This is a genomic window from Schaalia odontolytica, from assembly GCF_005696695.1.
In the GTDB taxonomy this organism is placed as follows: domain Bacteria; phylum Actinomycetota; class Actinomycetes; order Actinomycetales; family Actinomycetaceae; genus Pauljensenia; species Pauljensenia odontolytica_C.
In genome coordinates this window covers 2,239,154-2,265,885 of record NZ_CP040006.1, presented here as the reverse complement: position 1 = coordinate 2,265,885, position 26,732 = coordinate 2,239,154, and the positions used below count along the sequence as shown (strand labels likewise).

At 66.4% G+C, this 26,732-nt stretch carries 26 protein-coding genes, 1 tRNA gene and 2 pseudogenes; 20 read left to right on the top strand and 9 right to left on the bottom strand.

Annotated features, from left to right (window positions below; all coding sequences use genetic code 11):
• The first annotated feature begins 122 nt into the window (after nucleotides 1-122).
• The 7 genes and pseudogenes from FBF35_RS10075 (at nucleotide 123) to FBF35_RS10045 (ending at nucleotide 7,452) form a co-directional block, all read left to right on the top strand.
• Nucleotides 123-1,727 carry a xylulokinase gene (locus tag FBF35_RS10075; RefSeq protein ID WP_060565977.1) on the top strand — a complete coding sequence of 535 codons (1,605 nt, stop codon included), beginning with the start codon at nucleotides 123-125 and terminating at the stop codon, nucleotides 1,725-1,727.
• Between the two features lie 81 nt (nucleotides 1,728-1,808).
• Nucleotides 1,809-2,690, top strand: coding sequence for a DUF5926 family protein (locus tag FBF35_RS10070; RefSeq protein ID WP_060565976.1), 882 nt, complete (start codon nucleotides 1,809-1,811; stop codon nucleotides 2,688-2,690).
• Between the two features lie 92 nt (nucleotides 2,691-2,782).
• Entirely contained in the window at nucleotides 2,783-3,631 is an 849-nt protein-coding gene (locus tag FBF35_RS10065; RefSeq protein ID WP_060565975.1) for a glycosyltransferase, read from the top strand.
• On the top strand, nucleotides 3,628-5,130 hold the full coding sequence (locus FBF35_RS10060) for a DUF2079 domain-containing protein (RefSeq protein WP_060565974.1): 1,503 nt from the start codon (nucleotides 3,628-3,630) through the stop codon (nucleotides 5,128-5,130). Before FBF35_RS10065 ends, FBF35_RS10060 begins: the two co-directional genes overlap by 4 nt.
• 179 nt (nucleotides 5,131-5,309) lie before the next feature.
• Entirely contained in the window at nucleotides 5,310-5,852 is a 543-nt protein-coding gene (locus FBF35_RS10055; RefSeq protein WP_060565973.1) for a hypothetical protein, read from the top strand.
• 113 nt (nucleotides 5,853-5,965) lie between these two features.
• A pseudogene (locus FBF35_RS10050) lies at nucleotides 5,966-6,235 on the top strand (hypothetical protein); the annotation flags it as partial.
• Nucleotides 6,214-7,452, top strand: a complete 1,239-nt coding sequence (locus FBF35_RS10045; protein WP_060565972.1) for a S8 family peptidase — start codon at nucleotides 6,214-6,216, stop codon at nucleotides 7,450-7,452. The pseudogene FBF35_RS10050 and the gene FBF35_RS10045, both read left to right, overlap by 22 nt.
• Before the next feature lie 153 nt (nucleotides 7,453-7,605).
• Here FBF35_RS10045 and FBF35_RS10040 read toward each other — a convergent pair whose 3' ends face one another.
• From FBF35_RS10040 to FBF35_RS10030, 3 genes are all read right to left on the bottom strand, one after another.
• Entirely contained in the window at nucleotides 7,606-10,161 is a 2,556-nt protein-coding gene (locus FBF35_RS10040) for an HAD-IC family P-type ATPase (RefSeq protein ID WP_060565971.1), read from the bottom strand.
• 84 nt (nucleotides 10,162-10,245) lie between these two features.
• Entirely contained in the window at nucleotides 10,246-10,491 is a 246-nt protein-coding gene (locus tag FBF35_RS10035) for a heavy-metal-associated domain-containing protein (RefSeq protein ID WP_009054619.1), read from the bottom strand.
• A gap of 15 nt (nucleotides 10,492-10,506) precedes the next feature.
• Nucleotides 10,507-10,797, bottom strand: a complete 291-nt coding sequence (locus tag FBF35_RS10030) for a metal-sensitive transcriptional regulator (protein WP_009054594.1) — start codon at nucleotides 10,795-10,797, stop codon at nucleotides 10,507-10,509.
• A 146-nt stretch (nucleotides 10,798-10,943) separates the two neighbouring features.
• On the opposite strand from FBF35_RS10030, the gene FBF35_RS10025 reads away from it, so the two are divergent.
• The 6 genes from FBF35_RS10025 to FBF35_RS10000 all read left to right on the top strand — a co-directional run bounded on the left by FBF35_RS10025 (nucleotide 10,944) and on the right by FBF35_RS10000 (nucleotide 16,598).
• Nucleotides 10,944-12,425, top strand: a complete 1,482-nt coding sequence (locus tag FBF35_RS10025; RefSeq protein ID WP_060565970.1) for a hypothetical protein — start codon at nucleotides 10,944-10,946, stop codon at nucleotides 12,423-12,425.
• Nucleotides 12,422-13,063, top strand: coding sequence for a hypothetical protein (locus FBF35_RS10020; protein ID WP_060565969.1), 642 nt, complete (start codon nucleotides 12,422-12,424; stop codon nucleotides 13,061-13,063). The genes FBF35_RS10025 and FBF35_RS10020 overlap by 4 nt, the downstream gene beginning before the upstream one ends.
• 133 nt (nucleotides 13,064-13,196) lie before the next feature.
• On the top strand, nucleotides 13,197-13,547 hold the full coding sequence (locus FBF35_RS10015; protein WP_060565968.1) for a hypothetical protein: 351 nt from the start codon (nucleotides 13,197-13,199) through the stop codon (nucleotides 13,545-13,547).
• Nucleotides 13,547-15,232: an alpha/beta hydrolase gene (locus FBF35_RS10010; RefSeq protein WP_060565967.1), complete on the top strand. Its 1,686-nt coding sequence runs from the start codon at nucleotides 13,547-13,549 to the stop codon at nucleotides 15,230-15,232. The genes FBF35_RS10015 and FBF35_RS10010 overlap by 1 nt, the downstream gene beginning before the upstream one ends.
• Nucleotides 15,229-15,900 (top strand): DUF4853 domain-containing protein, encoded by a 672-nt coding sequence (locus tag FBF35_RS10005; protein WP_060565966.1) that lies wholly within the window; start codon nucleotides 15,229-15,231, stop codon nucleotides 15,898-15,900. Before FBF35_RS10010 ends, FBF35_RS10005 begins: the two co-directional genes overlap by 4 nt.
• Before the next feature lie 5 nt (nucleotides 15,901-15,905).
• Nucleotides 15,906-16,598, top strand: a complete 693-nt coding sequence (locus FBF35_RS10000; RefSeq protein WP_060565965.1) for a DUF4853 domain-containing protein — start codon at nucleotides 15,906-15,908, stop codon at nucleotides 16,596-16,598.
• 90 nt (nucleotides 16,599-16,688) lie between these two features.
• On the opposite strand, the gene purB is transcribed toward FBF35_RS10000, so the two are convergent.
• Nucleotides 16,689-18,146 carry an adenylosuccinate lyase gene (purB, locus tag FBF35_RS09995; protein WP_060565964.1) on the bottom strand — a complete coding sequence of 486 codons (1,458 nt, stop codon included), beginning with the start codon at nucleotides 18,144-18,146 and terminating at the stop codon, nucleotides 16,689-16,691.
• A 228-nt stretch (nucleotides 18,147-18,374) separates the two neighbouring features.
• On the opposite strand from purB, the gene FBF35_RS09990 reads away from it, so the two are divergent.
• On the top strand, nucleotides 18,375-18,695 hold the full coding sequence (locus tag FBF35_RS09990) for a hypothetical protein (RefSeq protein ID WP_060565963.1): 321 nt from the start codon (nucleotides 18,375-18,377) through the stop codon (nucleotides 18,693-18,695).
• Nucleotides 18,689-20,383 carry an alpha/beta hydrolase gene (locus tag FBF35_RS09985; protein WP_060565962.1) on the top strand — a complete coding sequence of 565 codons (1,695 nt, stop codon included), beginning with the start codon at nucleotides 18,689-18,691 and terminating at the stop codon, nucleotides 20,381-20,383. The genes FBF35_RS09990 and FBF35_RS09985 overlap by 7 nt, the downstream gene beginning before the upstream one ends.
• A gap of 27 nt (nucleotides 20,384-20,410) precedes the next feature.
• On the opposite strand, the gene FBF35_RS09980 is transcribed toward FBF35_RS09985, so the two are convergent.
• Nucleotides 20,411-20,797 (bottom strand): phage holin family protein, encoded by a 387-nt coding sequence (locus FBF35_RS09980; RefSeq protein ID WP_048672739.1) that lies wholly within the window; start codon nucleotides 20,795-20,797, stop codon nucleotides 20,411-20,413.
• 65 nt (nucleotides 20,798-20,862) lie between these two features.
• Here FBF35_RS09980 and hisC point away from each other — a divergent pair, with 65 nt between their 5' ends.
• On the top strand, nucleotides 20,863-21,927 hold the full coding sequence (gene hisC, locus FBF35_RS09975) for a histidinol-phosphate transaminase (RefSeq protein ID WP_060565961.1): 1,065 nt from the start codon (nucleotides 20,863-20,865) through the stop codon (nucleotides 21,925-21,927).
• Nucleotides 21,928-21,996: 69 nt separating this feature from the next.
• On the opposite strand, the gene FBF35_RS09970 is transcribed toward hisC, so the two are convergent.
• Nucleotides 21,997-22,779 carry a YwiC-like family protein gene (locus FBF35_RS09970; protein ID WP_060565960.1) on the bottom strand — a complete coding sequence of 261 codons (783 nt, stop codon included), beginning with the start codon at nucleotides 22,777-22,779 and terminating at the stop codon, nucleotides 21,997-21,999.
• A 221-nt stretch (nucleotides 22,780-23,000) separates the two neighbouring features.
• Between FBF35_RS09970 and FBF35_RS09965 the strand changes: the two genes are divergently transcribed.
• Together FBF35_RS09965 and FBF35_RS09960 are read left to right on the top strand one after the other, a co-directional pair.
• Nucleotides 23,001-23,984: a bile acid:sodium symporter family protein gene (locus FBF35_RS09965; RefSeq protein ID WP_060565959.1), complete on the top strand. Its 984-nt coding sequence runs from the start codon at nucleotides 23,001-23,003 to the stop codon at nucleotides 23,982-23,984.
• Between the two features lie 59 nt (nucleotides 23,985-24,043).
• On the top strand, nucleotides 24,044-24,409 hold the full coding sequence (locus tag FBF35_RS09960; RefSeq protein ID WP_060565958.1) for a hypothetical protein: 366 nt from the start codon (nucleotides 24,044-24,046) through the stop codon (nucleotides 24,407-24,409).
• Between the two features lie 111 nt (nucleotides 24,410-24,520).
• On the opposite strand, the gene FBF35_RS09955 is transcribed toward FBF35_RS09960, so the two are convergent.
• Together FBF35_RS09955 and FBF35_RS09950 are read right to left on the bottom strand one after the other, a co-directional pair.
• The gene (locus FBF35_RS09955) at nucleotides 24,521-25,006 is read right to left on the bottom strand and encodes a hypothetical protein (RefSeq protein ID WP_060565957.1); all 486 of its coding nucleotides are present in this window, start codon (nucleotides 25,004-25,006) and stop codon (nucleotides 24,521-24,523) included.
• Between the two features lie 139 nt (nucleotides 25,007-25,145).
• A tRNA-Pro gene (locus tag FBF35_RS09950) sits at nucleotides 25,146-25,219 on the bottom strand.
• On the opposite strand from FBF35_RS09950, the pseudogene FBF35_RS10675 reads away from it, so the two are divergent.
• Nucleotides 25,208-25,321: pseudogene (locus tag FBF35_RS10675) on the top strand (bile acid:sodium symporter family protein); the annotation flags it as partial. The gene FBF35_RS09950 and the pseudogene FBF35_RS10675 overlap by 12 nt on opposite strands.
• Before the next feature lie 359 nt (nucleotides 25,322-25,680).
• Nucleotides 25,681-26,094, top strand: coding sequence for a hypothetical protein (locus FBF35_RS09940; RefSeq protein ID WP_204373166.1), 414 nt, complete (start codon nucleotides 25,681-25,683; stop codon nucleotides 26,092-26,094).
• Between the two features lie 92 nt (nucleotides 26,095-26,186).
• Here FBF35_RS09940 and FBF35_RS09935 read toward each other — a convergent pair whose 3' ends face one another.
• Entirely contained in the window at nucleotides 26,187-26,705 is a 519-nt protein-coding gene (locus tag FBF35_RS09935; RefSeq protein ID WP_060565956.1) for a hypothetical protein, read from the bottom strand.
• Between the last annotated feature and the right edge of the window lie 27 nt (nucleotides 26,706-26,732).

Here is a 26,732-nt window from a genome sequence, read left to right as displayed (position 1 = left end):
TCATCGATATCGTGCAGCTCGTTCGATAAGGGGTCTCAGGTCCCCGTCGGGTCATGCGCGAAAGTGTTACCGTTAACGCAACCCCGGCCCCGGCCTCGTCAATGAAGACCCAAGGAGCACACATGAGCACCGACCCCCGCGCCGCCATCGCCGCCGCTGATACCGCGCTCGGCATCGAGTTCGGCTCGACCCGTATCAAAGCCGTCCTGATCGGCCCCGATCACGAGGTGCTCGCCACCGGTGGCCACGGGTGGGAGAACCATCTGGAGGGCGGCCTGTGGTCCTACACCCTCGACGAGGTTGTCGCCGGCCTGCAAAGCGCCTACGCCTCCCTGGTGGCTGACGTGCGCGAGCGCTACGACGTGACCCCCACGTCGTACGGCTCGCTCGGCATCTCCGCGATGATGCACGGCTACCTTGCTTTTGACGCCGACGACAACCTGCTCGCGCCGTTCCGCACGTGGCGCAACACCAACACGGGTCGCGCGGCGGATGAGCTCACCCGCCTCTTCGGCTTCAACATCCCCCTGCGCTGGTCGATCGCGCACCTGCACCAGGCGGTCCTCGACTCCGAGGAGCACGCGCCGCGCGTCGCCCGCCTCACGACGCTGGCCGGCTGGGTCCACCACCAGCTAACGGGCCGCCACGTCCTGGGCGTCGGCGATGCCTCGGGCATGTTCCCGATCGACTCGGAAGCCGGTACCTACGTGGAGTCCTACCTCGATCAGTACGAGGCCCTGGTCGAGGCCCGGGTCCCGTGGCGCCTGCGCGACGTCCTCCCGACCGTGTTGAGCGCGGGCGAGGACGCGGGGACGCTGACCCCCGAGGGCGCCGCGCTCATCGACCCGACCGGCACGCTTCAGGCCGGGATCGCGCTGTGCCCGCCGGAGGGTGACGCGGGCACTGGCATGATCGCCACGAACGCGATCGCCCAGCGCACGGGCAACATCTCGTGCGGCACCTCCGTCTTCCTGATGGCCGTCCTCGAGCGCTCGCTCACCGAGCTGCACACCGAGATCGACATGGTGACCACGCCCGACGGCTCGCCCGTCGCGATGGTGCACTCGAACAACGGCGCGTCCGAGCTCGACGCGTGGGTGGGCTGGTTCGCCGACTTCGCGCGCCTCGTCGGTGTCGACGTGTCCGTGCCCGCAATCTACGAGGCCCTCTACAACCACGCGCTCACGGGCGCGGCCGATGCGGGCGGCGTCATGGCCTACAACACGCTGTCTGCCGAGCCCCTCGTTGGCCAGGAGGCGGCGCAGCCGGTCTTCACTCACACCGCCGACGCGCGCGTGAGCCTCGCCAACGCCGTGCGCGCCCAGCTTATGAGCATCTTCGCCGCCGTGCGCATCGGCGTCGACATCCTGAGCGGCGAGGGCGTGCACCTCGACTCGCTCTTCGCACACGGTGGCCTCTTCAAGACCCCGGGCGTCGCCCAGCAGATCCTCGCGGACGCGCTGAACATCCCCGTCTCCGTTGGTGATACCGCGGGCGAGGGTGGCGCGTGGGGCATCGCGGTGCTCGCGCGCTACCGTACGGTCCTCGCAGGGGACGAGGCCGCACCCGCCCTGCCGGACTACCTCTCCGAGCGGGTCTTCGCGGGCACTGCGGTCTCGACTCTGGAACCCACCCCCGAGGGCGTGGCCGGCTACGAACGCTTCCTCGACGCCTACCGCGCGGCCCTGCCCGGCGTGGAGGTTATCGCCCGAGGCGCCGCCCGCTGACGAGGCACGGGCCGGGGTGAGTGGACCGGCTCGCCCAGCCCCCACCTCGTCGATTGGGCGAAAACCGCTACGATTACACCCATGGGTAAAGCTAGCCGCCGTAAGAAGGTCACCGATCCCGCCAAGCTCAAGGCGTATCGCCCGCCGATCCCCTTCGTCGCGCGCCCCTACGAGGGTCTGCCGAAGGAGATCGAGCTGGTCGCCATGCGCGAGCTCATCCCGGCGGCCACGCTGACCGCACGCACCGACGCCGACCACGGCGCCGTCGAATTCGACTTCGTCACTCTCCTGCCCGAGGGCCACCCCGCGATGGTGCGCCCCGACGGCCGTATCCTCGTTGCGCTGCAGACCCGCTCGAACTCCGCGGACCTCAGCCACGACGCGGGCGCCGCGCTGCTCGCGGCCATCGCCGCGAAGGAAGCCGGCGACGAAGGCGTCATCTCGATCGACGTGCGCGAGCCCTCCGAGCGTCTCCAGGACATCGTCGACGTCGACAGCTTCACGGACATGAAGCTCGAGGAGGACTTCTCCTTCTGGTTCGACCCGGCCGAGGAGATCGACGAGTCGACGCGTCGCGCCCTCGAGCAGAACCGCGACGAGATCATCCCGACCGAGCCCGTCCCCGGCGTCCCCGGCGCGTACTGGTGCGAGATGAACCGTAACTTCGTGCGTTTCCTGACGGACAACGACGAAGCCAAGCTCTTCGATGCGCTCGCCCGCCTGGCCGTGCGCGGCGAGGCCAACGTCGGTGAGGGCTCGCGCTACGTGGGTTCCTTCCGTGCGTGCGGCCTGATCGTCCCGGTCTTCGAGCTGCCCGAGGGTGCCAGCGCGGCCGACGTCGCGCCCGGCACGCAGGCCCTTGCCAAGGCTCTCGAGGAGGCCCTGAAGGTCACTGAGCGCCTGGATGACAAGGAACGCCGCGCACGCCAGGGCCTCGTCTCCCGAGCTGTGACGATCCGCTAGGCACAATTTTGCCTGTCGTTTAGATAGGCTTGTCGCTCACATTACGGGCGGCGGGACGCGATTGCGCCCCCGCCGCCCGTACACTGTTATTCGTGAACTATCCCGCCGGATCTCGAGGTTCCCAGCCGCAGCGCGTCGCCGCCGTCATCGCTGCGCACAACGTCGGACGCGCCGTCGCGGCCACCGTGCGCGCGTGCCGCGCCATACCCAGCGTTGACCTCCTCATTGTCGTCGACGATGGTTCCACGGATGACACCGGGCGTGCCGCCCGTGCCGCAGGCGCCGTCGTCGTGCGCCACTCCGTCGAGCGCGGGCGCGCCTCGGCGATCGAGACCGGCGTGAAGGTCGCCGCCATGCGCGACCGCCCCGACGGGCCGCCCCGCCACATCCTGCTGCTCTCTCCCGATCTCGGCGAATCTGCGGTCGAGGCCACCGCCCTCGTCGAGGCCGTCTTCGCCCGCCAGGCCGACATGGCGATCGCCGTCCCGGCGGCGGGACGCGAGTACTCCGGCTACGGGCCGGGCGTCGCCCGCCGGCTCATCCGTCGCAAGACCGGCTGGAACTGCCACTACCCCCTTAGCTACCAGCGCTGCCTGACGCGCGAGGCCATTGATGCGGCCATGCCCTTCGCGGGCCGCTACGTGCTCGAAGCCGCCATGACTATCAGCGTGCTGCGCGCGGGCCTGTCCGTCATGGAGGTCCCCTGCAACTTCGCGCACTCGGGCGCGGACCGTTCGCTCGGCTCGCTCAACCGCCCGGCGCGCATGTTCGACGCTGTGCGCGCCACGGTCAGCCAGCTCTTCCACTCCGACGCGCGCTCGAAGCGCCGCGCCGACCACGAACAGGGGATCGGCGTGCCCTACCCGGCTCCGGCCTCGGCCCGAGACGAGGCGGAAGAATCTGATTCTTCTGACGCGCGCCGTTCGGAGATGGTCGGGTGAAGGGCCCGGATCGATTAGCCGTCGCTCGCCTGGTGGCGACCTGGTGGCTGCCCACCCTCATCGCCTGCGCAGTCGGCGCGCTCTACGTCTGCTACTCGGTGGCGCAGTGGCGCGCACTTGTCGCCCCCTCCTGGGACCTGGGCATCTTCGCCGAGGCCGTCCAGGCCTACTCGCGCTTCGAGGCGCCCATCGTCCCCATCAAGGGGCCCGGCTACAACCTGCTGGGTGATCACTTCCACCCGATCCTGGCGCTGCTCGGTCCGATCTTTCGTCTCTTCCCCTCCGCGCTGACCCTTCTCGTCGTCCAAGACGTGCTGATCGCGGCGTCGGCGGCGCCGATCGCGCGCCTCGCGCAGCGTCTCCTCGGTCGAGGCGGCGCGCTCCTCGTCGGTCTTGCCTACGGCCTGGGGTGGGGGCTGCAGGGTGCGGTTGGCGCCCAGTTTCACGAGGTCTGCGTGGCCGTCCCGCTGCTGGCTTTCGGAGGCGTCGCCTTCGTTGAGCGGCGCTGGGGTGCGTGCATGGCGTGGCTGGTGCCCCTCGTCTTTGTCAAGGAGGATCTGGGCCTGACGGTCTTCGTCGCCGGCCTGGCTCTCGCATGGCGTCGCCGAGGTGAAGGGCGGTCTGCTGTCCTGCGGTCGATAGCGTACGCGCTGTTCGGCATCGTCGCGTTTGTGTTGACGGTGAAGGTGCTGCTCCCGGCGATGAACCCGGCGGGCACATGGGCATACTCGCTTGACGGGGCCGCGACAGGGGCGGGCACGCCGACCGGTGGAACCACCGCCGCGCGCGCAATCCCCTCCCTGTGGGACATCCTGACGACCCCTTCTGTCAAGCTCGTGACCCTCATCGTCCTGGCCGCCGGGGCCGGTTTTGTGGGCACGGCCTCCCCGTGGTTCGCGCTGGTGGCCCCGACGCTCGCGTGGCGCTTCGCGGGCTCCGTCGAGGCCTACTACGGCTGGGACTCGTGGCACTACAACGCCGTGCTCGTTCCTATTGCGGCGTGCTCGCTGCTCGATGTCATCGACCAGTGGCTCGCGCCCGAGCGCGCCGGCCTCGGGACCGACGCGGACGCTGAGGACGAGGCCCTGGCCTCGTCGAACCTGGGCTGGCGCGTCGCGGCCTGGGCGGCCGCGTGCGTGCCCGCTGTGTCCCTGGCTCTCACGGCCTCGTCCCTTCCGCTGTGGCACCTGTCCGACCTCAAGGAGGATCCGCGCATGGCCGCCGCCCTCGGCGCGCTCGACGCGGTGCCCGAAGGGGTGAGCGTCGAAACCGACACGACGCTGCTTGCGCGCCTCGTGCCCGGTCGCGAGGTCTACTGGGTAGGCACGACGGGGAAGATGGATACCCCGCCGGAGTATGTCGTCATCGACGCGCGATCCTACGCGTGGGGCGGCCAGGAGGTCGATGCCGAGTCGTGGGGGAGCGCTGCCCACCCGGGACACTCCTACGAGACCGTCTACGCCAAGCAGGGCTTCCGCGTCGCGCGACGCACCTCGTAAAACGACGAGTGCCGCGCAGCCGGACACCCGGCCGCGCGGCACTGACGACGTTCGTGCAATGCGGCTGGCTTCATAAGACGAATAACAGCTTTATTGCGCTGAGTGAGTATCGAGTGTGCATAGCGCCACGGCGTCCTCTTTCTCGCATATGATTGCTTCGTCTGAAGGTAGGAGAAAATATGTTCTCTCTCGTATCTCGTCGCGCCGGTGCGGCGACCGCTTCCGTGTTGCTCGCTGCCGTCGCACTGTCGGGTTGCTCCCTCTTCGGTGGGGGTGGCTCTAAGGCCACCGATATCAGCAAGCTGCCCAATATTCCTCAGGGGCAGAAGCAGCAGCTGGTGCAGCAGATGCAGTCCGCGTCGGGCGATCAGAAGAAGCAGATCGCTGCGAAGGCCGTCGCCTTGAACAATATGGTTGGCGCGCAGCTGGTGGCCGAGGCCCCCGTGACGATCGCCCAGCAGACCTTCAAGCTTGATCCCAAGGGCCAGACGGTCGTCAATAAGAATGAGACGATCTACCAGATGATGTCGGCGACTGATTTCTGGCGGCTGGGCAATGACACCTACGACCTGTGCGTGGAGCAGAACTGCGAGTACTACTCGTCCTGGACCGTGGACGTGGAGGGCTCCGGCTCTGACCTGACCTACGTGTGGACCCTGAAGATTGAGGGTTCTGACCAGCCTGATAAGCCGCTGGTCCGCCGCTTCAAGGTCGCCAAGTAAGCAACCGGGCGCATCGGCGCACTCATCTTCTTTCATTGACACTTGAGGAGCCCGCAATGGCTGGAGAACCCGACGCCTGGTATGGCAACTACCGGCAGACAGCAGCGCCCTGTGGCGCAAGTGTCGTGGGCCGAGCCGGCGTGCGCGGCGCGGCCCACGAGGGCTCCGGCGGCTTCATGGGGGCCGGAGCCGGCGCTGGCGCTGGAGCGGGCAAAGAAGACAAGAAGGGCCGCAGGCGCCAGTACATGGCCTTCAAGTTTGAGGATGACGAGGACGAGCTGCCCGCGGGCTACGTGAATCCCATGTCCCAGACTTACGGCACAGACAAGGACATCGCGCCGGCCAGGCGTACGGACGACGGATGGGACCCCCGCCAGTGGTGAGCATTTCTTCTCACGTTGCGCCTCGTTCTCCCTTCGCTTTCGCGGGGAGGGCGGGGCGCGCCGCGCGCGCCCTGACCACCGCCGTCTCGGCCCTTGCGCTTGCCGTCGGGGTCCTAACAGTGGCCCCTGCCCCCACGCAAGCGGACGACGCGGTGCCTTCACAGGATTATTTCTCCTACTATCCTCTCGATACCGTACGCGCCAAGGGATACACCGGTAAGGGCGTCACGATCGCTGCCATTGGCGGTCCGGTTGATACGAGTGACCCTGCGCTCAAGGGGGCTAAGGTCACCGACAAGAGCCGCTGTACGGTGGAGGCGACCCCCGAGGGGAAGCGTCATGGCACCGATATGGCGATCATCTTGGTTTCCCCCAAGACCGGCGTGGCACCCGATGCGACTCTATACACCTACCAGTCGTCGACGGCATCGACAACGTCGAATGGAACCTGCAGCTCCGATGGCGGTCGGCTCAACACTTTCGCCAGCCTCATCAACCAGGCCGTTGAGGACGGTGCTCAGATCATTTCCGTCTCGCAAAGTGTCTCGGAGGAGAGTCCTGAGCTGAAGTGGGCGATCGCCAACGCGATCAGCAAGGGCGTCATCATCGTCGCCTCCGCCGGAAATGGCGCCAGTGACGACAATGTGACGCACCTGAGCAGGTTCTCTGGCGTCGTTGGTGTGTCCGCGATTAACGCCGACGGTACGTTCGCGTCCTACTCGTCCTGGGGCGACGGCGTAGTCACAGCTGCTTTTGGCGGACCCTTCAACACTTTCGACCCTGCGACAAACCAACCGCAAACGGTCAATGGGACATCTGTGTCTGCGCCGCTTGTGGCAGGCATGCTGGCTTTAGCGCGCCAGCGGTGGCCCGAGGCCACTACCAACCAGATCCTCCAGCTCCTGGTTCGCACGGGCCTGAACCCCACTCATAACTGGGATAAGTACACCGGCTATGGTGCGGCGGCTCTGGGGTCTTTGGTTAACACGGATCCGTCGCAGTACCCGGATGAGAACCCCATTATTCCAAAGCCCAATGGCTCTTCCCCCAGTGTCCAGGAGATGCAGGACTACATGGATGGGATCGCAGGGGACACACTGACGGACTCATTCCCGTCGTCCTACGTCTATCGTGGAACGGACGAAGGGGTCGTCTTGAATGACAACAAGACAATCACCGTCCACCTGGGAACTAGCCCGCGCTACCACCGGAAGTGACCATGACACCCGCGCGATCGAGCGCGCAGCCTGCGTCCCGTTCTCCCTTCCCCGTGAGGAGAGAACGGGGCGTATCGCTTGACGCACCTCGTAATGCGACAAGTGCCGCGCAGCCGGATGTCCGGCCACGCGGCACTCGTGCCGTTTGTGCGGCTACTTCGCGGCACGCAGGCGCAGCGAGTTGAGGACTACGAACACGGATGAGCACGCCATCGCGGCGCTGGCCAGCATGGGGGAGAGGAGCCCAGCGATCGCGAGCGGCACCATCAGCACGTTGTAGAAGAACGCCCAGAAGAGGTTCTCTTTGATGATGCGCAGCGTCCGACGCGACACTCGGATCGCGGTCGCCGCCGAGGTGAGCGACGAGTTCATGAGCGTCATGTCCGCGACCTCGATCGCCACGTCTGTGCCCGAGCCCATCGCGATGCCCAGGCCCTTCGTGCTCGCCTGCGCCAGGGCGGCCGCGTCGTTCACGCCGTCGCCCACCATCGCGACCGTGCGGCCCTCGGCCTGTAGATCGGCGACGGTGTTGCGCTTGCCGTCGGGCAGGACTCCCGCGATGACGCGCTTGATCCCGACCTGGTCTGCCACGTGGCGCGCCGCCGCCTCGTTGTCGCCGGTCAGCAGGATCGGCTCGATGCCGAGCTCGCGCAGCTGAGCGATCGCATCCGCGGAGGACTCCTTGACCGTGTCGCGCACGATCAGCGCGGCGATCGCACTGCCTTCGACGCGCTCGGGGATCACCAGGGACGAGGCCTGGGCCCCCTCCCGCTCGCCCGCGCCCGGGGTGGTGTCCGGCTGGGTGGGGGTACCGGTATCCCCACCCGCGCTGCCGCCAGCCGCGGGTGCAGCGTCGGCGGTCGCGGCCTCAGAACGGGAGGTGACGGTGCCGGAGTACCCGGCGGCGTTGACGGCGGCCTCAAGCTCCTCGTTGCTGTGAGGGACGGTGAGCGTGATGCGAGCGGACTCGGTGGCGAGGTTGACCTCGGCCTTCACGCCGTCGAGCTTGCCGAGCTTGCGCTCGACGCGGCCCACGCAGGATGCGCAGGTCATGCCGCCCACGCTCATGGTGAGGGTTGTGAGGGGCAGCTTGGCGTCGGGGCCGGGCAGGACAACGTGCGTGTGGGCCTCGGGCACGGGGGTGACGGCCTCGGTGGTCGCCACTTGGCCGAGCTGCGGCGCGAGGGCCGCGACGACGGCGGAGGCGCCCGAGGCCTCGGCCTCGCGCACGGCATCGAGGAGGGAGGAGGGCACGTCGATGCCCAGGGAAGCCAGCCACGACGGGCGGCCGACCAGCACGCCGCCCTGCGCGGTGATGCCGACGACGCCGAGCCCGGGCTGGTTCGCGAATGCCGTCACGGGGACGAGTGACAGGCCGCGGTCTGCGGCACCCAACGTGATGGCGCGGGCGACCGGGTGCTCGGAGAGGGACTCAACGGAGGCAGCCAGGGACAGGGCCGAGGCCTCGCCCGCGCCGGGCGCGACGGCGACCGACTCGAGGGACATGACGCCCGTGGTGACCGTGCCCGTCTTGTCCAGCAGCATCGTGTCGATCGAGCGCGTCTGCTCGAGAATTTCTGCGTTCTTGATGAGGATGCCCAGCTGCGAGGCGCGCCCCGACCCGACGAGGATCGCGGTTGGCGTGGCCAGGCCGAGCGCGCATGGGCACGCGACGACTAGAACGGCGACGGCAGCCGTGAACGCGGCCTGCACGCTGCCGCCGGCGAGCAGCCAGCCCCCGAGCGTCAGCAGGGCAACGAGGATGACGATCGGCACGAACACACCGGAGATCTGGTCCGCGAGTCGCTGGACGGGAGCCTTTCCGGCCTGGGCCTCGGCGACCATGCGCCCCATCTGCGCGAGCGTCGTGTCCGAACCGACGCGTGTGGCGCGCACCAGCAGGGATCCCCACGTGTTGACGGTCGCACCCGTCACCGCGTCGCCGGGGGCGGCGTCCACGGGCACGGACTCGCCCGTCAGGAGCGAGGTGTCCAGGGCGGAGGAACCCTCGACGATGACGCCGTCGGTTGCCACCTTCTCGCCCGGGCGCACCGTGAACAGGTCGCCGACCTGCAGGGACGAGGCGGGCACGATGCTCTCGGAGCGCTCGCCGGTCGCGGGGTCGACGCTCACGAGCGTCGCCTCCTTCGCGCCCATGCTCAACAGCGAACGCAGCGCGTCGCCCGCGCGGTAGCGTGCGCGCGCCTCCAGGTAGCGTCCCGTCAGCAGGAAGACGACGATCGTGGACGCGACCTCGAAGTAGATCTCCGCGTGGCCGGCGTGCGCCGCGCGCGGGATCAGGCTCATCTGCATGCGCATGCCGAGCATCCCGGCGCCGCCCCACAGCAGCGCCCACCAGCTCCACAGCGTCGAGGCGATGACGCCGAGGGAGACCAGCGTGTCCATCGTCGTCGACCCGTGGCGACCCGCCGAGAAGGCCGCCCGGTGGAAGGGCCACGCGCCCCACGTGACGACCGGGATCGTGATCGCCGCGACGACCCACTGCCACCCCGTGAACTGCCAGGCGGGCACCATCGACAGAATTGCCGCGAGGATGCCCAGTGGCGCAGAGACGATGAGGCGTCGGAGCATGTCGGCGGCGTGGGCGTGGGTGCTCTCGCCGACCTGGGGGGCCGGGGCCGAGGCCGGGGTGGCCTCAGGGGAAGAAGGGGCGGCCGCGGGAGTGGTCGTCACAGAGTCAGTGGACATGGGTACCCTCCGGGGGTATGTATCGGGTGAAAGGAAACGAGGCCGGGAAAGTGCCCCGACCTCGTCGGTGAGGTGCGGAAAACCTCAGAAGTCGCGCGAGATGCCGACCAGCTTGAAGCCGGCCTCGGACACTGCGTCGCTCAGCGCCGCGTCGTCCAGGGGGGTGTCGGTCAGGACCGTCACCTTGGAGGTGGCGCCCGAGTTGAGGATCACGTCGACGTTCTTCACGCCGGGGATCTCGCTCAGCTCTTCGCTGACGCTCATCACGCAGTGGCCGCAGGTCATGCCGTCGACGGACAGCTCAATGGTGCGATCGATCTCGGTGGTCATGATTTCTCCTTGGGGTTAGGACTTGATGAGGCGCGCGATGGCCGCGGCCGCCTCGTCGACTTTGGCCTGCGCGGCCTCGTCGGATTCGCGCGCCGCCGTGACGACGCAGTGATTCATGTGGTCTTTGAGCAGGTTGACCGCGACCGAATCGAGCGCGGACTGGACGGCCGAAACCTGCGTGAGGATGTCGATGCAGTAGTCACCCTGCGAGATCATGCGCTGCAGGCCGCGCACCTGGCCCTCGATGCGGCGTAGGCGCGCGAGATGATTCTCGGTGTTGCCGTGATAGCCATGCTCGTTGCTCATGGAAATGATGGTACCCCTAGGGGGTATGGGTGTCAAGGGGGTGTCGTCAACGAGCGCTGTGGGGGTGGCGACACGCATCCCCCAATGCGGCGCGCCCAGCCCCGGCCCGCCGTAGGGTGGAGGCAGCACACAGGGAAGGAGGGGACATGAAGCGACGCCCGCGTCGGCGCTACCGCGCGATCCGCCGCGTCCCCCAGGCCTACCCCGGTCTCTACCTGCGCCTCAAAGTCGCACCCATCGTCCCCGCCCTCGCGGCCACGGTCGCCGTCGGTGCGCTCGCGGAAATCTCCGCCCTGCCCGAGGACGTTCGCACCCGCGCGCGATCCCTCTCCGATGACATGGGTACCGCGATCAGCGAAAAATCGCAGCGCATCTTCTTCGATAACCCCGGCCTCGACACCCTCCTCATCCGCTCCCTCTCACACGTCGCGCGGCGCACCGCGACCGTGGGGCGCGCCTGGGCGCGAGCGGTCGTCGCCGTCGGCGCGGACAAGGACGGCCGCCTGGCCCGCATGCTGCCCCTCATCCCCAGGCGCGCATACGACGCCCTCATGACCGGCATGCTGACGATCGGCACGGCAGTGGGCGCCCTGCGCGGCGGAGAAGTCCACGTCGCGCTCCTGCGCGACTCCGACGCAGACCCCGCCTTCCAGGACCCGCTGCCCGGCCACCCCGAGGCCCAGATCCGCCGCGTTGACGCCCCCGCGCTCCTCTCCGACATGTGCGCCGATATCGACGAGCTCTACTGGTCGCGCACGATCGGCCCCGCCGTCAAGATCACCCGTGTCGGCGAGGGCGAGGCCCGCCGCTGGCTCCTCTCGCTGGTCGGCACCGAGTCCATGACGTGGCGCTCCACGAACAACCCGGCCGACGCCGAGACGAACATCCGACTCATGCTTGGCCTGGAAAGCGCGATGAGCGTCGGCGTCGTGCGCGCCCTCCACGCCGCGATGGAACGCGACGGCGTGCCCACCGAGCGGTGGCCGCGCGAGCCCGTCCTCATCTGCGGCCACTCCCAGGGCGGGATCGTCGCCGCCGCCCTCGCCTCCGTCCCTCCGCGCGAGGCCGGGGTCAACGTCGCCGGCATCCTGTCCACGGGCGGCCCGAACCGCCGCATCCGCGTGCGCCCCGACGTGGTGACTGTCGCCGTCTACCACGACCAAGACGTCATGCCGAGCCTCGACGGCTCGCCCGACCGTGCCCCCGACCGGCGCGTCACCGTCGGACGCAGCCTCGTGAGGCCTCGGACCCGTCCCCTCTACTACGCGCACTCCTCCTCGACCTACACCGAGACCGTCCGCCTCCTTGAGCGGAAGGTTCGCGTGACCCCGTGGGGCCGGCTGGCCTCGGCGATGGCGGCCCTGCAGGATTTCCTACCCGCGCCGGGCGAGGACACCCGCGTCATGCACTACGAGATCTGGCAGGACATCCTGACCCCCACCTCCGAGAGCACGTGGGACACGGTCGCCGCGCTTGAACGCGGGGGCTCCTTCGAACCCGCCACCTACCCGATCGACTACGCGGTCACGGCCCCCCGCCTGCCGCGTATCGCCCGAGCCAGGCGTCGCGCGGCCCTCCCGGCGCGCATCGTTTCCGCCCTCTCCTCCCTCAGAAAGGACAGGTCATGACCGACCCCAACGCCCCCCTGCGCGAGGTGCGCCGATGGATGCGCGTCTCGACCCCCGTCAACAAGGCGGCCTCCGCGGGCCTGCGCGGTCGGCTCCCGCAGATCGCCGGGCCGCTCATGATCGGCGCGCTCGGCGTGGGCGCCCTGGGTGCGGGCATCGCGTGGCGCGCCCTGTCTTCGACGAGGGGCACTGGGCGCACGCAGCGTTTCGTGGACCTGGCGACCTCGGCGCTCGACTCCGGCTTCCCTGTGCGCACGCACGAGGCCGGTGCGGGTGAGTCCCGCGCGCCGCGCCGCGTCGTTCACGTCGAGGTTGGCGAGGGCTTCGGGCGTCCCTCTCTCGTGTCCATCGACGTGGTCGTGGCCTCCTCGGACGCACTGTCGGAGCACGAGGCTGCCACGCGCGCCCTCGGCGCGATCACCCGCGCAACCTGGAACAATCCCGAAATGGCGCCGGTCAGCGTGCGCGCACGAGTCCTCGTCGCCCACGACGAGGCTGGCGATCTCGAGGCCCCTGGCGCGCAGACCGACACCGTTGTCGACATGAGCGCCCTCGGCTTCGCCGACGAGATCGCGCGCCCCGACGAGCTTTACGACCGCTACGGTGCGCCCGAGTGCGACCCCGCCTGGAGGCCGTGACCGGCCAGCGAGAGTCGGCCTCGTTCCTTTGACGAGGCGGGGTGTCCCGCCCCTTGGGGGGCGCTGTTGTTCGCCTTATGACCGTTTGGTAGGGTCTGGCTTAACAGCACCGAAGTGACGTCGAAGGAGCATCATGGCCGGCGATCTTGTCATCGAAGAGGGGGACCTCGAAGCCCTGCGCGACCGCACGAGAGACCTGTCCAGCAGACTGCAGTCGGTGACCGTCGCGACGGCGGGCGACTACATTTCATCCGCAGTGGGCGGGAGTCCGCTCGCGGGGCAGGGACGCGGCGCCGGCGAGACGATCGACGAGGCGGTCATCGCACTGACGCGTGACCTGGACGATTTCTCCCAGTCCGTGAACGACTCGATCAACGCCTATAACGCAACCGAAAATAAAGCTGCGGTGAGCTTCCAGCACACCGACCACGGCGGCCCGGCGATGACGATGGACGACCTGCTGCGCATGAGGGAGGAGCAGTAATGGCGACCTGGGCGGACATTCAGAGCTGGGAACTCAGCTACGTGGAGGAGGCCGAGGACCTCATCGAGGCCGAGGTGCGCGAGGCGCGCGAGATCATCGCTGACCTCGAGCATGCTGCGAACGATATCCGATCTCAGGGCGAGGGTCCCGACCGGATGCGTGAGCGGCTCACCGAGATCCAGGACAAGCTGGACTCGTGCCTCAATGAACTCACTGAATACGCGCTGGCGACCGCGGAGCTGCACGGGTACGTGAGCCGGGTCGTGGCGAAGCGGAAGTCCGCGTGGGAGGTCGCGGCAGAAGTTGGGTATGACATTCCGGAGAGTGGCCTCATTGAACCAGATGCGCTTGACAAGAGGTTTGAGCCGGTGCCGCGTAAGTTCGACGAGCTGCGCGATTGTATTGACGATGCAGTGAGAATTGCGACGGAAGCCGAGGAAACGGTGGGGCCACGTTATCAGGCGTTGGCCGACGGTCGGTATGTCCTAGCTGAGGGGCGCCACTCGGCGTCTGCGGGCTTGGCCGACGACGCCGACCCCGCGTGGAGTCCCGAGGAGGTCTCCGTGTGGTGGGCACTCCTGTCGGAGTCCGAGCGCGAGGCGCTCATCAACAAGGATCCCGAAAAGTACGGCAATCTCAATGGAATCGACATGGCCTCGCGGGCGAGGGCAAATGAGCTTGCGTTGAACGGACACGTAGATGCCGCGGGAAATCGTATTCCGGGAACGGGTCTGATTGAAAAGACCCAGAACGAACTTGACGAACTGAACCAAGAGATAGACCGTATGCGTGAAAATGGACAGGAGGTCTCATCGGACCTTCTCGACAAGCAGGAGAATCTCCAGAATCGCTTGGCGGATCTGAACGCTATTTCGGAGCAGCTCGGTAGCAATGCTGGGGCGACGCTCCTTGTCCTTGAACCGGGGAATCTTGGTGAAAACGTCCGTGCCGCAATCGCCATCGGTGACGTCGACAACGCGCAGCACGTGGCGACGTTCGTGCCGGGGATGGGCTCGAATTTTCGCGATAATGGCAGGCTCAATGTCGAGTTCGCGAAGAATCTCAAGTGGGCGGCGGACACATATGGAGCTCCTACCGATGGGAGCGTGGCTACCATCGCCTGGATAGGCTACGAAGCTCCGCCGGACATAGTGAAGACGTGGGACACGTCTGTCACGTCGATCGACAAAGCCGAGGCTGGAGCTGAGAAGCTGAACGGCTTCGTGACGGGAATCCACTCGTGGCGCTCAGAGCGGGGACTGGACGTGCACCAGAGCATCATTCCGCATTCATACGGGTCGACGACTGCGGGCATTGCGATGCGCGACATCGGAGAGGGCGTCGTCGATGAGCTTGTGTACACGGGTTCCCCGGGCGCAGGGGTGAGCGCCGTCGGGACGTTGGGGGTGGACGCAGACCACACGTGGGTCTCGGCGACCCCACACCTTGATCCGGTTCGGGGAATTGGGCCTGACAGTACCTTTGGGCGCAACCCCGAGCACCTGGAAGGAATCGGGCACCTCTCGGGAGATACGAGTGGGGGAGAAGGATACAAACACGGCATATGGCACAGGCCTGATGGGAATCACTCCTCGTATTTCCATAAACCGGACAAGGAAGGCAAACATAACTATGCCCTCGAAGATATCGGTAAGGTCATCGTGGGTAAGAAGGAGAGGCAATGAGCCGGAAACGGCTGGTCACGCTGCTGGGCGCCGGCTGTGCCTCGTTGCTTCTGGCGGCGTGCGTGCCGGGGCTTTCCAATGATGCGAGTCAGTATTTTGGGCGCGGTGACGAGGGTGAGTCTAACTCTGAGCGTCAGACGATGGAGGTATTCATCGACGAGACCGTGCCTCGGTACATGAGCATCGTTGAGGATGTCGCGGTGGAAGCGGGAGGAACACTCGGAGTCGGTGAGAAGCCTTACGTATGGAGCTGCGGTCCCACGTCGAATGGGTTTGAGATTCGTTTGGCCCGCTATTACATCCCGTTGATGGATTATGAGGATCTGACCCGGGTTGTCGCAGACGGTGCTCAGCGCTACGGGTTCAGCTATTCGACTGATCCTGTTCCTCGGGACAAGGAAAAGAAGCGTAGCGTCGATGTTGGTGACCAAGATGGTAATGTGCTCAGTTTCTACCACTTGGAGGACGATACGATCTCTGTCTTCTTTGATTCAGGGTGCCTGCCCGCGGCGCAGCCTGACGGAATGTCTCAGCGTCTTCGTTTTCCTGAGCCCGAGGAGTTGTTCTCTCGGGTAACGATAGTTGACGCGTTCGACGCGAATAAGCAGAGGAACCCGTTGATTTTCCGTCAGGTGACGACGGGCTCTGATAAGAAGTCGGGGAGTTGAGAGCCATGAAGTGGACGCCAGCGCGTGTTGGTCTCGCGGCGGCCGTGGTAGTGGCCGGTTTGTATGGGTGGGATGCGGTGATGCCGCGTCAAGGTAAGCTCGTTCCCTTCCCTCAGCGTGTGAGCTTCGAGGAGTACATGAGCCGTCAGCTGCCGGAGCTGTCGCGCATGGCCGGGCAGGTGGCCGCCGAGACGGGCGGCGAGCTGACGGTGATGGGCCTGCCCTACGTGCAGGCGTGCGGGATCGACAACACGCAAGGCTATCGGGTCGTTGGCTACAGCACGGTGGCTCCGCAGATCTCCTTTGATCGGCTTGGGGAGGTCGTCAACACTCACCGGCGTGACGGTACGTCTGGTCTGTGGATGCAAGACGACTTCCGTGAAGATGGGAGCCGGAAGATCTACTTCACGGACAATGACGGTAACTCCGCTCAGTTTAAGTACACCGAGACCGGTATCGAGATGAGATCCTACTCCGCGTGCCTGCCGACCTCTCACGCTCTGAATGATCCCGGTCAGTTCGTTTTGCCGTCGGTGGAGGAGGCGTTCCCGGGTGTGCACGTGACGGTCAGCGACAACACGGACCCCGACCTGCACCCGGTCCCCACGCTCACCCCGGGTGCCCACGTCACCCCACAATCCGGCACCCAGTCCGATTCGCAGACTGGCTACCAGAGCGGTGCCCAGTCAGGCTCGTAAACCTGCCCCGGCCTCGTCGATATAGTCGAGAAACGGCACGGGCGGCGAGGCGCGGACCAACCGCGCACCCGCCGCCCCAACCGATAGAGTTCAGGCCTCCCAGCGCGCCAGGCGCTCGGACAGGCCGATGTAGGTCGCGGGGGTCAGCGCAAGGAGGCGCTCCTCCACCTCGGCCGGAAGACCCAGGCCAGCGATGAACTCGCGCATGTCTTCCGCGCCCACCTCGTGGCCGCGCGTCAGCTCCTTAAGGCGCTCGTACGGGTTCGCCATGCCGGTCGCGCCCGCGATCGCGGCGGCGCGCATCGCCTGCTGGACGGCCTCGCCGAGCACCGCCCAATTCGCGTCCAAATCCTGCGCCATGCGAGCAGCGTTGATCTCGATGCCATCCAGGCCGCGCACCAGGTTGTCATAGGCCAGTACCGCGTGACCAAACGCGACGCCCACGTTGCGCTGCGTCGTCGAATCCGTCAGGTCGCGCTGCATGCGGCTGGTCACCAGCGTCGCGCCCAGGGAATCCAGCAGCGCGTTCGACACCTCCAGGTTCGCCTCCGCGTTCTCGAAGCGAATCGGGTTGACCTTGTGCGGCATCGTCGACGATCCCGTCGAGCCCTGCGCCGCCAGGTTCTGGTGGAAGTAATCCATCGAAATGTAGGTCCACGCGTCCGTCGCCAGGTTGTGGGCGATACGACCAGCGCGCGCCACGTCCGCGTACAGCTCGGCCTGCCAGTCGTGCGAATCAATCTGCGTGGTCAGCGGGTTCCACGTCAGGCCCAGGCCCTCCACGAAAGAGCGAGCCAGCGTCGGCCAATCCGCACCCGGCACCGACACGACGTGCGCGGCCCACGTGCCCGTCGCGCCATTGATCTTGCCCAGGTACTCCGTGGCCTCGACGCGCTTGATCTGGCGGGACAGGCGGTGCGCGAACACAGCCATCTCCTTGCCGATCGTCACGGGGGTTGCCGGCTGTCCGTGCGTGTGCGCCAGCATCGGGACGGCCGCCCCGGCCTCGGCGAGGCCGCGCAGGCGATCCAGGAGCGCGCGGATCGCGGGCAGCCACACCTGCTCGGTCGCGGCCTTGATCGTCAGCGCGTACGCCAGGTTGTTGATGTCCTCGGAGGTGCAGAAGATGTGGACGACCTCGCGTAGCGACGGCAGATTCGTGCCCTCGCCCAGCTTCTCGGAGGCCGCCTCGAGGTATTCGCCGATCAGGTACTCGACGGCCTTGACGTCGTGGCGGGTAACGGCCTCGAACTCGCCTAGGCGCTTGATGTGGTCGGCGCCGAAGTCGCGCGTGAGGGCGCGCAGGTAGTCGCGCTCGGCGTCGGTCAACGTGGGTGCTCCCGGCAGGACCGAGTTGTCGAGCAGGAAAATCAGCCACTCGATCTCGACGTGCACGCGCGCGCGGTTCAGGCCCGCCTCGGACAGGTAGTTCGCCAGGGGCGCGGCCACCGCGCGGTAGCGGCCGTCCAGGGGGCTGAGCGGTTCACCCCCGCCCGCCAGGTCCGAATATCCGTGGGCAGTGGAGAACAGTGTCATCGTGTCGCTCATACCCCTATCTTCCCAGAACGAGGGGCCATCGGGACGCCCAGTCCGCTCGGCGGTTCGTGGCGTGGGTAACGTACGAGGCCGGGGCTGGGCGGGTGGGCGCGTGACGTCCCCGGGCGTGTCGTCCACAGGGGTGGGTGGCGTCGGGTGGTTATCCACAGGCGGCGCTGCGCGGCTGGTGGTGGGGGAGTGGGGCGGCGTAGCGTGCGAGGACAAGTAACGACTCTTCCGATGATGGGAGACACCATGATCCTCGATCCGACCAGCCCAGGCCTGTCTCTCCAAGCCGCCCAGGGCCTCGTCGACGGCCTGCGCGGGGTACTCGCGGGTGCGTCGTGCCCGCAGTGGACGGGAGTAGGGGGTGACTCATACCGGGCGCGCTGCGGCGAGGTCGTCGCCGGCGCTCAGGCAGTCCTCGACCAGATCCAACAGGCCCTCGACCTCGTCCCAGCCTTTGATACGGAGCGGACGCAGGGCCTCGCGCGCAGCCTTGCCGAGTCCGCCGAATCAGCCGTACTTCATCCCGAACTCGTCATGCTCGGAGCGTGGTGACCGTGGCTTTCGATCCGAACCGACACGTGTCCGTGTCCTCGGGCTCCTTCAGCGTCGACGTCAACGAGCTGTGCGCCACGCATACCCTCGTCACGTACGAAGAGAACCTCTCGATTGGGCCCGCGCGCCTCGCGCTCAACGCCGCCCTCGCCGAGGCCGACCTGGCCTCGATTTTTGCCCCGGAGACGGCGGCTGGCCTCATAGGCGCGATTAGCGCCGCCCTGAGCGCCCTCGACGCCCTTCAGTCCAGCGTTGACGACCTGCGATGGAAGATGCAGGACGCGGCCCTCACGTACGCGGATGCGAACGCGGCTGCCTCCCTGTGGGAGGCCGTACCCGGCAGCCCGTTGGGAGCGCAGCTCAGCTGGCGAAGCCTCGGAGCGTTCGCCCTCTCGCCAGGCGGCGCCCTGGCCACCGGTGGCGTGGCGTTCTACCACGGGTTTCAGGATGCCTCCGCGAGCGCGGGGGTCCCCTGGCTGCCCACCGTTCTTATGCCCGGCTTCGCGGTGTTGGCGGCAGAGAAAGACCTATGTGACACCGTGATCGACGGCATCACCTTCGCGCGGCACGGAGATGCGGAATCTGGGGCATTGTTTCAGCGCGACCTCGGTAGGTTCGCCCTGGACGTCAACTCCTCGCCCGTCTACCGAGGGGTCGCAGGTGCGCTGTCCGGGCTGGGAGTCAGCCAGGATCTGAACTCGACGTCCACGCAATCGGCGTCCGGGATGGCCGCGCTCGCCGCGCCCTTCCTTGCGTACCTGGGGCTCGTTGACTTCCGCTGGGGCCATGGAGTCAGCTGCGGGGTCATCGTTCGAGGCACGGACGGCGATGCCCGCATTCGGCCCAACGGACTGGGCTCCCTGATGCCCTCGCGTGTCCTCGACGCACGCACCCAGTCCGCGCTCGCGGCCATGCCCGACGCGGCACCCGACACCCACTACGAGGGCGTCGCCACCAGTGCCGACACCATCGAGCACATCGTCGACATGCACGGGGGCGATGCTGACAACGGAGAGATCGCCATCGAGGAACACGTGACTGTGGGGGAGGATGGCACGACGACCCGCTCGTGGACCGTCGACATTCGAGGCACCCAATCGTTTGCCATCGGGCAGTCGGGCCCTCAGGACATGACCACCAACCTGCAGGGCGTGGCGGGAATGGCCTCGGATCAGCTCGACGCGATCATGGAAGCCATGGAGGCGGCCGGTATCCCGCCCGAGGAAGCCGTCGAGTTTGCCGGCCACTCGCAGGGCGGCATCATGGCGGCTCAGCTGGCCGCCGACCCCGCCGTGCGCGCACGCTACAACGTCGTCTCGGTCGTTACCGCCGGCTCGCCCACGGCGACGGTTGCGCCCAGCGACGTGCCCGTCCTCTCCTACGAAAACTCGGGCGACATCGTTCCCGGTCTGGACGGGAACGCGACCCGTGGGGACAACGTGACGACCGTCAGGTTCCACGACTACGAGGCCGCGGCTCACCCCGAAGATCCGGTTCCCTCCTCGCACAGCGCGCCGCTGTACGTGGATGAAATAAGAAGCACCCTGGACGCCGCCCGGGCCTCGTCCGATCCGGGCCTGAGCGCGCTGGCGGCCGCCGAGGCCCGCCGCACCCAGGCGCTCGGCCTCACCCAGGACACGCAGACCACCATCCACCACTATCAAACGAGGCGCATTACCCAGGGGTAATGCGCCTCGACGGAGAGGGGAGCCGAGTCAGTCCCGCTTGTCTTTCTTATCCCGCAGGATGCCCGAGACGATCGAGGACACCACGGAGGTGATGACCGCGCCGAACAGGCAGGACCAGAAGCCGCCCGTCGTCATGGGGAATCCGAGCGACGTGGACAGCCACCCCGTCAGCGCGAAGAGCAGAGAGTTCGTCACCAGGGCAAACAGGCCGAAAGTGAGGAGGTACAGGGGGAATGCCAGCGTCGTCACCACAGGCTTGATGATCGAGTTCACCGCAGTGAACACGAGGGCGACGGCCGCCAGAACGATGACGGTTTGCGACGCCGACGACGACTCGATCGAGATCGACGAGACCACGCGGGTCGTCACCCACAGGCCGGCCATCGTGGCCAATAAACGAGCAATAAAGTCCATTTCTCCATTCTTGCGCAGTGGGATGATGCTTGCACGGTCCAAGTCCATGGGATAGGACTACACACATGACCAACCTGCGCATCCGTCCCGCCGTCGCCTCCCTGCCTCGCTACGTTCCCAGCAAGACCGCGCCCGACGCCGTCAAAATCTCCTCCAACGAGATGCCGACGCCGCCCAGCCCAGCGGTGCTTGAGGCGATCGCCCGCGAGCTCGAGACGATCAACCGCTACCCCGACCTGACGGCCGCGCCCCTGCGCGAGGCCCTCGCGCAGCGCTTCGGCGTCGGTGCCGACCAGGTGTGTGTGGGTACTGGTTCTTCGGCGATCCTCGTCGCCGCACTGTCCGCCGTCTGCCAGCCCGGCAGCCAGGTCGTCTTCCCCTGGCGCTCCTTCGAGTCCTACCCGATCGCCATTCCCTCCGTGGGCGGCGAACCCGTGCCCGTTGAGCTCCTCCCGGACGCCACCCACGACCTCGACGCCATGCGCGCCGCGATCACGCCCGACACCGTCGCCGTCATCGTCTGCTCGCCCAACAACCCGACCGGCCCGGCCCTCACCTACGAGGAGATCGCCGGTTTCGTCGCCGACGTCCCCGATGACGTCATGGTCATCGTCGACGAGGCCTACATCGACTTCGCGACCAAGCCCGGCGTGCGCACAGCGGTCCCCCTCATCGAAGAACACCCCAACGTCATCGTCATGCGCACGTTCTCCAAGGCGCACGCCCTGGCCGGCGTGCGCGTCGGCTACGCCATCGGCGATCCCGAGGTGATCGGCGCGATCCAGGCTCTCCTCGTCCCCTTCGGCGTCAGCTCCCTTGCCCTCGCCGCGGCCCTCGCCTCCCTGAAGGACGCCGAGGGCGTGCAGCGCGCGGTCGCCGAGATCATCGCCGAGCGCGAGCGCATCATCCCGGCCCTGCGCGCACTCGGCTACGACATCCCCGACAGCCAGTCGAACTTCTACCTGATCCGCGGCGACGTCTACGGCCTCGTCGAGGCATGCGCGCGCGTCGGCCTCATCGTGCGCCCCTTCCGCGTGGGCGTGCGAGTCTCGGTCGGCTCGCGCGAGCAGAACGACCGCTTCCTGTCCGTGGCCGCTGAATTCGCGCGCACCGCGGGCGTCGGCGCGTAGGGTCAGCATGCGAATGGGCGCGCCCGACGAAACGGACGCGCCCACGACCACCCACCGGGGTGCAGTGGATTACGGGATCAGCAGCGAGGCGATGAGGAGAAGCGACCAGCCGAGCTCGCTGAAGCCGATCAGCTTGGGTGAGAAGGGACGCGCGCGGGTCCGGTTCAGCGTCGGCATGACCCACGCGCGCGCGGTCAGGCACGCCCACATGAGGACGGGCCAGATCGTCAGCGCGCCGAACCACCACCCCACGGCCGCGCACAGCGTGAACGCAGCGTGCAGCAGCGTGGAACCCATCGCCCAGCGCGGGTCCTTGCGGCCTCGGATCATCGAACGAACCAGCGGAACTGTGCCGATGTAGTGCAGGCCGAACGCGGCGCACGTCGCCCATGCGTGGAGGGTCACCGCAGACGGTGAACCATCAGCGATCGCCAGCGAGAACGCCACGGGGCCCATGATGTTGCCCGCCAGGATCGAGGCCGCACGGGCGCCCAGGGAGCGCTCGCGGCCCTTCCACACAAGGTAGATCGCGGACGAGGCCAGGGGTGCGAAAGCGATCGCCCACCATAGCAGCTGTGGGCGCAGTGCCAGGAGGGTGGCGCCGGGGAGCGCCGCGAGCACGCCGTAGGTCAGGACCGCGGGGGCAATGCGGGAGCGGCGCTTGGCGGGCGTTTTCACCCACAGGCACACGGCGGAGAACATCTGGAATGCCATCGCCCACGACACCAGCATGAGGAAGACCGTCCAGGAGAAGGTGAAGGACAGCGCCCACCCGAGCAGCGGCGGGAAAGCCATCATCGTCCACGCGCCATGCTGGTCCGAGATCCAGCCGTCGCGGGCAAGCTTACGCATGCGGGGATTGTTGTGGTGGCGCGGCTTCGGGCACCCCTGGAGGCGCCCCGATGGGCGGTTGGGGGAGCTCTCCGCGGTGCGTTCGGGCGTTGAGTGAGTCTGCGGCGCTGCACTGTGCATAGCCTTAGCTTAGTGAAGTACTCCTGTGAGGCTCAATACTGGGAGGGTCATAACGTGAGACTGAAGCGGGAAAAATACAACGAGCGGTGAAATATGGTGGCATGTCCACATCAGACGCAGTTACAACTCAATCCCCCGTCCTTTCCTCCGAAGACCGAAGTGCGCGCATCGCCGTCACGGTCTTCCCGCTGCTGATCCTGGCGGCCTTCGCGATCGCTATGATCACGCCCGACACCTTCAAGCCGCTGGCCCCCGGCGTTAACTGGGCGCTCGGTGTCATCATGTTCGGCATGGGCCTGACCCTGACGCTGCCCGACTTTGGGCTTATCGTCAAGCGTCCGCTGCCCGTGCTCGTGGGTGTTGTCGCCCAGTACCTGATCATGCCCCTCGTCGGTTGGGCCCTGTGCTACGTGTTTGGTCTGCCCGACGCGGTCGCGGTCGGCGTCATCCTCGTCGGCTGTGCGCCCGGTGGTACGGCCTCGAACGTGATCTCCTACCTGGCGAAGGCTGACGTCGCGCTGTCGGTCACCATGACCTCGATCTCGACGCTGCTCGCACCCCTCATGACGCCGCTGCTCACCGCCTGGCTGGTGGGTAATCGCATGCCGGTGGATGGCGCGGCGATGGCGAAGAACATCCTGCTGATGGTTCTCGCCCCCGTCCTGGGCGGCTTCATCGTGCGCTTCGTCGCTGGCAAGTTCGTGGAGAAGATCCTGCCGCTTCTCCCCTGGATTTCCGTGTTCGGTATCTGCTACGTGCTGCTGGTCGTCGTGTCTGGCTCGGTTAACAAGATCCTGACGTCTGGCGCTCTCATCATTGCGGTTGTCATCTGCCACAACCTCCTGGGCTACCTTTTCGGCTACCTGGCCGGACGCGTCGGCCGTGGCTCCGACAAGGCGGCGCGCACGACCGCAATCGAGGTCGGCATGCAGAATTCGGCGCTGGCCGCGACGCTGGCGAAGACCCACTTCGCCTCCACCCCGGAGACCGCGCTCCCGGCAGCTGTGTTCTCCGTGTGGCATAACCTGTCCGGCGCGCTGCTGGCCATGTTCTTCCGTCGCTGGAAGAACGGCGGACAGGCCTAAATAGACGAGGCCGGGGCGGGACGAGCACTGGTCCCCGCGTCCGGTTCTCAACTGAGTAGATGACGAGCCTCGTTGCACTGCTGCCCCTGAGCCTGGCCGCCTGTGGTGGGCAGTCCAAGCAGGCTGCCTGTCAGATCATCAATGACAAGGCCGTCAAGGCAATTGATGGCCTTGATCCGAGCAACACGGAAGACATGGTCCAGGGTATGAGCAGCGTTGCGACTGTCCTGAAGTCTGACGAGATTACCAACTCGGAAGTGAAGGCTGCTGCGGTGGCTGCGGGCGATAGTGCTCAGGCTCTCGCTGATTTCGCCAAGACGGTGGGAGACGAACCTTCGCAAGAGCAGATGACTGAGGCTATGGATCTGTACACGAACCTCGCGACGTCAATGTCGTCGCTTGAGACGGTGTGCAACGCGCGCTGACGAGCAACATCAGATGTATGTGCCCGCGTGCGGGCGTTGAGTGAGGAGGGGCGGCCCATCGGGCCGCCCCTCCAACACTACGTGATCGATGAATGAATGTTCAGGCGAGCGTCAGTACAACTGGATGCTGGGGCACAGCTTTTGCAGAGAGGCCACGGAGTCGATCAGGTTCTGCACCAATCGCTTATACTCTTGCTGGTTGGCGGCAGGCGGGTTTGGCCCGTACTTCTTGCTGAAGTTAATCCCATCCGTGAGGGCCGCGGCAAACTTGCTGGCCGCCTGCTTCACGTCGGGGTTGCCGATCTGCGCAGAATTCAGGCCGTTGATGGTGGATTCAGCAGCTATCAGTTGCTGCGCGGTGTTGCTGGAGTCGTTGTTGCCGGCGTCGATGTATGGCTTCATCTGGGTCTGCACAACGCCGCAGGCCTCGTCGACGGACTGGTTGGAAGCGCCGGGGGCCTGCGACGGGTTGGCGTTGGCGGTTGCGGCGGGTGCCGGGGTGCTCGGGGTGGCCTCGCGGGACTTCGTGCCGTGGCATGCTGCCATGCCCAGGGGGAGCGTGATGATGAGCAGAGCTGCTGCAAGACGACGCTTCATAAAGATTCTCCTCAAAGTGAGTGATGGGTACGACCTCAGTCTAATGGGCGATCGCGCTCTTTCGACCCATTGGTCAGTGATTCTGAGCATAGCGCCTATACAAAAGTCGCCGGGACCAAACGGTCCCGGCGACTACCGGTCGGGGTGGCGGGATTTGAACCCACGGCCTCTTCGTCCCGAACGAAGCGCGCTACCAAGCTGCGCCACACCCCGGAGACCGCGCTCCCGGCGGCTGTGTTCTCTGTGTGGCACAACCTCTCCGGCGCGCTGCTTGCCATGTTCTTCCGTCGCTGGAAGAACGGCGGAGCGGCCTGAATCGACGAGGTCGGGGCGCGGGGGCGCTGATCCCCAGCACCGGTTATCGGTCGATTAGACAGCGAGGAGGGGCGGCCCGTCGGGCCGCCCCTCCTGCGTTGCCATGAGTCAGTGGTTGCTTACTTGTCCACGCTGCACAGGTTGGTGAGATCGTCGACGGAGGTCGCGAGTCGGCACTCTTGCTCAATTTGAGAGGGTAATTATGATGGCTGTTGGTCATCCGTGGTCACCGTTCGTGTGTGTCGATATTTATGGCCTTTCGATGTGTGAGCAGAGGCACGCTCTGACCGTTGAGTCAGGCTCTCGTAGGTCGATAGGCTCGAAGAGCATCCATCATCAACACATCAAGGAGCAAACATATGAAGCGCCGCATCGCCGCCGCGATCCTCGTGACCCTTCTCCCTCTCGGCATGGCCGCGTGTGGGTCCCAGTCGAAGGCTGACGCCTGCAAGCTGCTCGAGAAGCCTCTCAATGACGCGGGCCTCGCCCTCGTGAATTCAGCACAGAATGGTGACGCTGCCAACATCGCCGACACCTACACCACGTTTGCCACCACCTACGAAGAGGCCTCTAAGAAGATCACCAACAAGGAGATTAAAGAGTCCGTCGATCAGGTCGCTGCTGGATGGCGTGCCGCTGCTGACAACTCGGGTGTTCTGAAGGCGGATCCGATGAGCATGGACGTCCAGAAGCTCGAGGAATACCAGAAGATTATGGAGGATCTCAGCGCGAAGCAGACGGAACTGTTCAACAAGTGCGGATACCAGCACTGATTAGTCACTGAGTCGAACATAGCGTTGGAGGGGCGGCCCGATGGGCCGCCCCTCCATCTACTACCTGATCGGTGAGATGACGTAGGTGTGCGTCACTTCTCCACAATCCCGGGGCAGAGGTCGTTCAGCGAGAGTAGCGAGGTGCCGAGGCGCGCGATGAGCTCGTTGGCCTCGTTCTGATCGGCAGCGCTCGGGTTCGACTCGTACTTCTTGCCGTAGGCCAGGATGTCCGTCAGGACAGTGGCCACGTTGCTGGAAGCCTGCTTGACCTCAGGGTTGGTGATCTTCGGCGAGTTGAGCGTCTCGATGGTGGTGTCAACGATTGCTTTCTGCTTCACCTCGTCATTGACGCTGTCGAAGCTCGTGGTAAAAGTCTTCATCTGGTCCGTGATCAGGCCGCAAGCCTGGTCGACGGACTGGCTGGAGTTGCCGGGGGCCTGCGTGGCGGCGGGGGCCTGGGTCGGACCGGGGGCCTGCGTCGGATCAGCGCTGGCGGTCGCCGCGGGCGCCGGGGTGCTCGGAGTGGCCTTGCGGGACTTCGTGCCGTGGCATGCTGCCATGCCCAGGGGGAGCGTGACGATGAGCAGAGCTGCTGCAAGACGACGCTTCATAAAGATTCTCCTCAAAGTGAGTGATGG

Excerpts from the sequence above, each read along its gene's own strand:
- FBF35_RS10075 (WP_060565977.1), top strand. The coding sequence starts at position 123 with ATGAGCACCGACCCCCGCGCCGCCATCGCCGCCGCTGATACCGCGCTC.
- FBF35_RS10070 (WP_060565976.1), top strand. The coding sequence starts at position 1,809 with ATGGGTAAAGCTAGCCGCCGTAAGAAGGTCACCGATCCCGCCAAGCTC.
- FBF35_RS10055 (WP_060565973.1), top strand. The coding sequence starts at position 5,310 with ATGTTCTCTCTCGTATCTCGTCGCGCCGGTGCGGCGACCGCTTCCGTG.
- FBF35_RS10045 (WP_060565972.1), top strand. The coding sequence starts at position 6,214 with ATGGGACCCCCGCCAGTGGTGAGCATTTCTTCTCACGTTGCGCCTCGT.
- FBF35_RS10040 (WP_060565971.1), bottom strand. The coding sequence starts at position 10,161 with ATGTCCACTGACTCTGTGACGACCACTCCCGCGGCCGCCCCTTCTTCC.
- FBF35_RS10035 (WP_009054619.1), bottom strand. The coding sequence starts at position 10,491 with ATGACCACCGAGATCGATCGCACCATTGAGCTGTCCGTCGACGGCATG.
- FBF35_RS10030 (WP_009054594.1), bottom strand. The coding sequence starts at position 10,797 with ATGAGCAACGAGCATGGCTATCACGGCAACACCGAGAATCATCTCGCG.
- FBF35_RS10025 (WP_060565970.1), top strand. The coding sequence starts at position 10,944 with ATGAAGCGACGCCCGCGTCGGCGCTACCGCGCGATCCGCCGCGTCCCC.
- FBF35_RS10020 (WP_060565969.1), top strand. The coding sequence starts at position 12,422 with ATGACCGACCCCAACGCCCCCCTGCGCGAGGTGCGCCGATGGATGCGC.
- FBF35_RS10015 (WP_060565968.1), top strand. The coding sequence starts at position 13,197 with ATGGCCGGCGATCTTGTCATCGAAGAGGGGGACCTCGAAGCCCTGCGC.
- FBF35_RS10010 (WP_060565967.1), top strand. The coding sequence starts at position 13,547 with ATGGCGACCTGGGCGGACATTCAGAGCTGGGAACTCAGCTACGTGGAG.
- FBF35_RS10005 (WP_060565966.1), top strand. The coding sequence starts at position 15,229 with ATGAGCCGGAAACGGCTGGTCACGCTGCTGGGCGCCGGCTGTGCCTCG.
- FBF35_RS10000 (WP_060565965.1), top strand. The coding sequence starts at position 15,906 with ATGAAGTGGACGCCAGCGCGTGTTGGTCTCGCGGCGGCCGTGGTAGTG.
- purB (WP_060565964.1), bottom strand. The coding sequence starts at position 18,146 with ATGAGCGACACGATGACACTGTTCTCCACTGCCCACGGATATTCGGAC.
- FBF35_RS09990 (WP_060565963.1), top strand. The coding sequence starts at position 18,375 with ATGATGGGAGACACCATGATCCTCGATCCGACCAGCCCAGGCCTGTCT.
- FBF35_RS09980 (WP_048672739.1), bottom strand. The coding sequence starts at position 20,797 with ATGGACTTTATTGCTCGTTTATTGGCCACGATGGCCGGCCTGTGGGTG.
- hisC (WP_060565961.1), top strand. The coding sequence starts at position 20,863 with ATGACCAACCTGCGCATCCGTCCCGCCGTCGCCTCCCTGCCTCGCTAC.
- FBF35_RS09970 (WP_060565960.1), bottom strand. The coding sequence starts at position 22,779 with ATGCGTAAGCTTGCCCGCGACGGCTGGATCTCGGACCAGCATGGCGCG.
- FBF35_RS09965 (WP_060565959.1), top strand. The coding sequence starts at position 23,001 with ATGTCCACATCAGACGCAGTTACAACTCAATCCCCCGTCCTTTCCTCC.
- FBF35_RS09960 (WP_060565958.1), top strand. The coding sequence starts at position 24,044 with ATGACGAGCCTCGTTGCACTGCTGCCCCTGAGCCTGGCCGCCTGTGGT.
- FBF35_RS09955 (WP_060565957.1), bottom strand. The coding sequence starts at position 25,006 with ATGAAGCGTCGTCTTGCAGCAGCTCTGCTCATCATCACGCTCCCCCTG.
- FBF35_RS09940 (WP_204373166.1), top strand. The coding sequence starts at position 25,681 with ATGAAGCGCCGCATCGCCGCCGCGATCCTCGTGACCCTTCTCCCTCTC.
- FBF35_RS09935 (WP_060565956.1), bottom strand. The coding sequence starts at position 26,705 with ATGAAGCGTCGTCTTGCAGCAGCTCTGCTCATCGTCACGCTCCCCCTG.